We start from the raw sequence: 3,208 nt of genomic DNA, 5'->3' as shown, positions 1-3,208 counted from the left end.
GAGAAGCTGATCAACCGCCGCGGCCCGCAATGGTGGGACTCAGCGATCCGCAAGGGCAGCCGCGTCAGCGTGCTGGTGTTCGGCGACAAGGTCGCGGGCTACGCCAATTACGGCCGCAACCGCGCGCGCAGCCTGCATTTCGAAGGCGAGATCTACGAGCTCTATCTGCGCCCCGAATTTCAGGGTCTCGGTTTCGGCCGCCGGCTGTTCACCGCGGCCAAGCGCGACCTGGTGCAAAGCGGGTTGAAGAGCATGGTGATCTGGGCGCTCTCCGACAACGACCATGCGACCGAATTCTACCGCGCGTTGGGCGGGCGGATGGTGGCGCGATCCTCGGAGAAATTCGGGCCGAAATCGCTCGACAAGGTCGCGTTCGCCTGGGCCAGCTAGAGCCGGTTGCCGTCATTGCCGGGCTTGACCCGGCAATCCATCTTTTTCGAAAGACTCTTGCGAAGATGGATGGATACGCGGGTCGAGCCCGCGTATGACGACTTGTGTTGATTGACACTTGCTCTTTCAATCCCGGAGCCGCCCATGCGCATTGACGCCATCTCGATCGGGAGCAACCCGCCGCACGAGGTCAATGTCATCATCGAGGTGCCGGTCGGCGGCGAGCCGATCAAATACGAGATGGACAAGGACGCCGGCACGCTGGTGGTCGACCGATTTCTCTATACCGCCATGCGCTATCCCGGAAATTACGGTTTTATCCCGCACACGCTGTCCGGCGACGGCGATCCTTGCGACGTGCTGGTCGCCAACACGCGCGCCATCGTGCCCGGCGCTGTCATGAGCGTGCGGCCGGTCGGCGTGCTGCTGATGGAAGACGAGGCCGGCGGCGACGAAAAGATCATCGCGGTGCCATCGTCAAAGCTGACCCAGCGCTACGACAAGGTGAAGACCTACAGCGACCTTCCCGAGATCACGCTGCAGCAGATTCAGCATTTCTTCGAGCACTACAAGGATCTCGAGCCCGGCAAGTGGGTCAAGGTGCTGCGCTGGGGCAATGCCGAGGACGCGCACGAACTAATTCTGGAAGGCATCGCCCGCGCGAAGGGGAAGTAACGAAAGGATGGTCTTCAGAATTATACCGAACAGCTCGTTTTCGATAAAAATGAAGGCGCGTTTACCGGCTGAAGGGTGCGGGTTATTGACGAAAAGAGCCAACATTCGATGGGCTGGTACGAAAGTCAGGGCACATCGATCTCTTGATTCAAAAAATTGAGGAACGATGCAAGGCCCATAAGGAAAGCAAGACGTGGATGGCCGGGACAGGCCCGGCCATAACGAAGAGTGGTAGGCGATGACGCACAAAAAAGCCTGCCGTCATTTGCGACGGCAGGCTTCTCTCGTCTCGGGAACATCCCGCAGACGTACTAGACGCAACGCAACGCTACCTATTCTTGATTGACCGAAAGCACGGTCAGGAAACGACTTCCGCGGTGACCCGGCCAACGCCGGCGCCGGTGAGACCCACTGCGCGGGCGGCGCCGGTCGAGAGGTCTAGGACGCGGCCGCGGATGAAGGGACCACGGTCGTTGATGGTGACGACGACGCTGCGGCCACCATGGGTGACCCGGAGTTTGGTGCCGAACGGCAGGCTGCGGTGAGCCGCGGTCATGGCGTTCTGGTTGAAGCGCGCGCCCGAGGCGGTCTTGCTGCCGGATTCATTGCCGTAAAACGAAGCTATCCCGGAGAAACTGCGGCCGGAGCCGCCACCGACCGAGGCGTTGGCGTCGCGCCAGGACGAATTGCCGGCGTGATGAGCGTGATGATGACGATGATGATGGTGCCTCGATTTAGCCGAGGCTTCGGTGATGCCCCCACCGAGCAGCAGAGTTCCGGCGAACAGTGCGATCGCCGTGCGTGACCGGGTTACCTCTCCCGATGCCGACTTCTTGAATTTCAGCATATACCAAGTCCCTCAGATAGTAATGCCACATATGTGGCAAGTGGAACCCCCGTCCCATTTGCGAGGCGAACCGTTGATCGGTCAATGAGGCGTAAACTTGGCAAGGTTTTTGTTCCCGTTGCAGATGAAATATCTTGTGATCGAGCAGGATAGTGGCAGGTGCTCCCGAATTAACCAATCGTTAACCATTTTTATACTGTAATTTACCTAAGAATACTGTAGAAGCAAGTTATCGCTGAACGTGAGCAGGATTCTTCAAGTAACACCGCAAGAGGAATGGCGCGGGCAGTTCCAACGTTCCAACGGCGGATGCATGGGATGCATGCAATTACAGGCGGAACGATTCGGGATAACGAGAAGCGGGCTGTCATTCCGGCGTGCTCTTCGCGCCGACCCGGAATCCAGAAATCGCCTCCGCTGCCGGGTTCCGGGTCTGCGCCCAAGAGGGCGCATCGCGCAATGACATATCGAAGCCGGTGCGCGCGCTTGACGGGTTGCGACAAGGCATCGCTCGTCACCCGCCTCATGTTGCACCTGCGCTCTCGCTATGTTAGCAAAGCCGCGATTTTGACGGTGCCGGTACTTCTCGTACTGGTCGAAAATCGAAGTCCCGCTTGAATTCCAAGGGCTTGGGCCGCCAGGCGCCGCATTGTGGCGATGGTCTTCCCCTTGGCGTTTGACAGCACAAAGAGCGCGCTTGTGGCAGCTGAAGATCCGTCGGTTTCAGGAGTGTCCGGTCGTTACGCAACGGCCCTGTTCGAGCTGGCGCGCGATGAAAAATCCGTCGATGCCGTCAAGGCCGATCTCGACAGGTTCGAGGCCATGCTGGCGGACAGTCCCGGCCTTTTGAGGCTGGTGCGCAGCCCGGTTTTCAGCGCGGACACGCAGTCCAGGGCGCTGGCGGCGGTGCTCGACAAGGCCGGCATTTCCGGCATCTCCGCGAATTTCCTGAAAGTTCTGACCGCCAATCGCCGGCTATTCGCGGTGGCCGATGTCATCCGGGCGTTCCGCGCGCTGGTGGCAAAATTCAAGGGCGAAGCCACGGCCGACGTGACCGTCGCCGAAGCGCTCAGCGACAAGAATCTCGACGCCCTGAAGACCGCGCTGAAATCGGTGACGGGCAAGGACGTCGCGCTCAACGTGAAGGTCGATCCCTCCATCATCGGCGGGCTTGTGGTCAAGCTCGGCAGCCGCATGGTGGATAGTTCGCTTCGCACCAAACTCAATTCGATCAAGCACGCGATGAAAGAGGCAGGCTGATGGACATCCGCGCCGCGGAAATTTCCGCGATCCTGA

At 59.7% G+C, this 3,208-nt stretch carries 4 protein-coding genes; 3 read left to right on the top strand and 1 reads right to left on the bottom strand.

Annotation, left to right across the window (positions count from 1 at the left end; translation table 11 throughout):
* Positions 1 to 390: GNAT family N-acetyltransferase (locus VGP39_RS02205; protein ID WP_327566474.1), on the top strand; the 390-nt coding region annotated here is incomplete at its 5' end.
* Between the two features lie 144 nt (positions 391 to 534).
* Complete coding sequence (gene ppa / locus VGP39_RS02200; RefSeq protein WP_327566473.1) at positions 535 to 1,065, top strand: inorganic diphosphatase; 531 nt, start codon at positions 535 to 537, stop codon at positions 1,063 to 1,065.
* 358 nt (positions 1,066 to 1,423) lie between these two features.
* Here ppa and VGP39_RS02195 read toward each other — a convergent pair whose 3' ends face one another.
* The gene (locus VGP39_RS02195) at positions 1,424 to 1,912 is read right to left on the bottom strand and encodes a septal ring lytic transglycosylase RlpA family protein (protein ID WP_327566472.1); all 489 of its coding nucleotides are present in this window, start codon (positions 1,910 to 1,912) and stop codon (positions 1,424 to 1,426) included.
* 699 nt (positions 1,913 to 2,611) lie between these two features.
* On the opposite strand from VGP39_RS02195, the gene VGP39_RS02190 reads away from it, so the two are divergent.
* Complete coding sequence (locus tag VGP39_RS02190) at positions 2,612 to 3,172, top strand: F0F1 ATP synthase subunit delta (RefSeq protein WP_327566471.1); 561 nt, start codon at positions 2,612 to 2,614, stop codon at positions 3,170 to 3,172.
* Positions 3,173 to 3,208: the final 36 nt, after the last annotated feature.

It is taken from the genome of Bradyrhizobium sp. (assembly GCF_036009065.1).
Taxonomy (GTDB): domain Bacteria; phylum Pseudomonadota; class Alphaproteobacteria; order Rhizobiales; family Xanthobacteraceae; genus Bradyrhizobium.
This window is presented reverse-complemented; position numbering and strand designations above follow the sequence as displayed.

What these genes read in the sequence shown, in the direction of transcription:
- ppa (WP_327566473.1), top strand. Translation starts at nt 535, where the DNA reads ATGCGCATTGACGCCATCTCGATCGGGAGCAACCCGCCGCACGAGGTC.
- VGP39_RS02195 (WP_327566472.1), bottom strand. Translation starts at nt 1,912, where the DNA reads ATGCTGAAATTCAAGAAGTCGGCATCGGGAGAGGTAACCCGGTCACGC.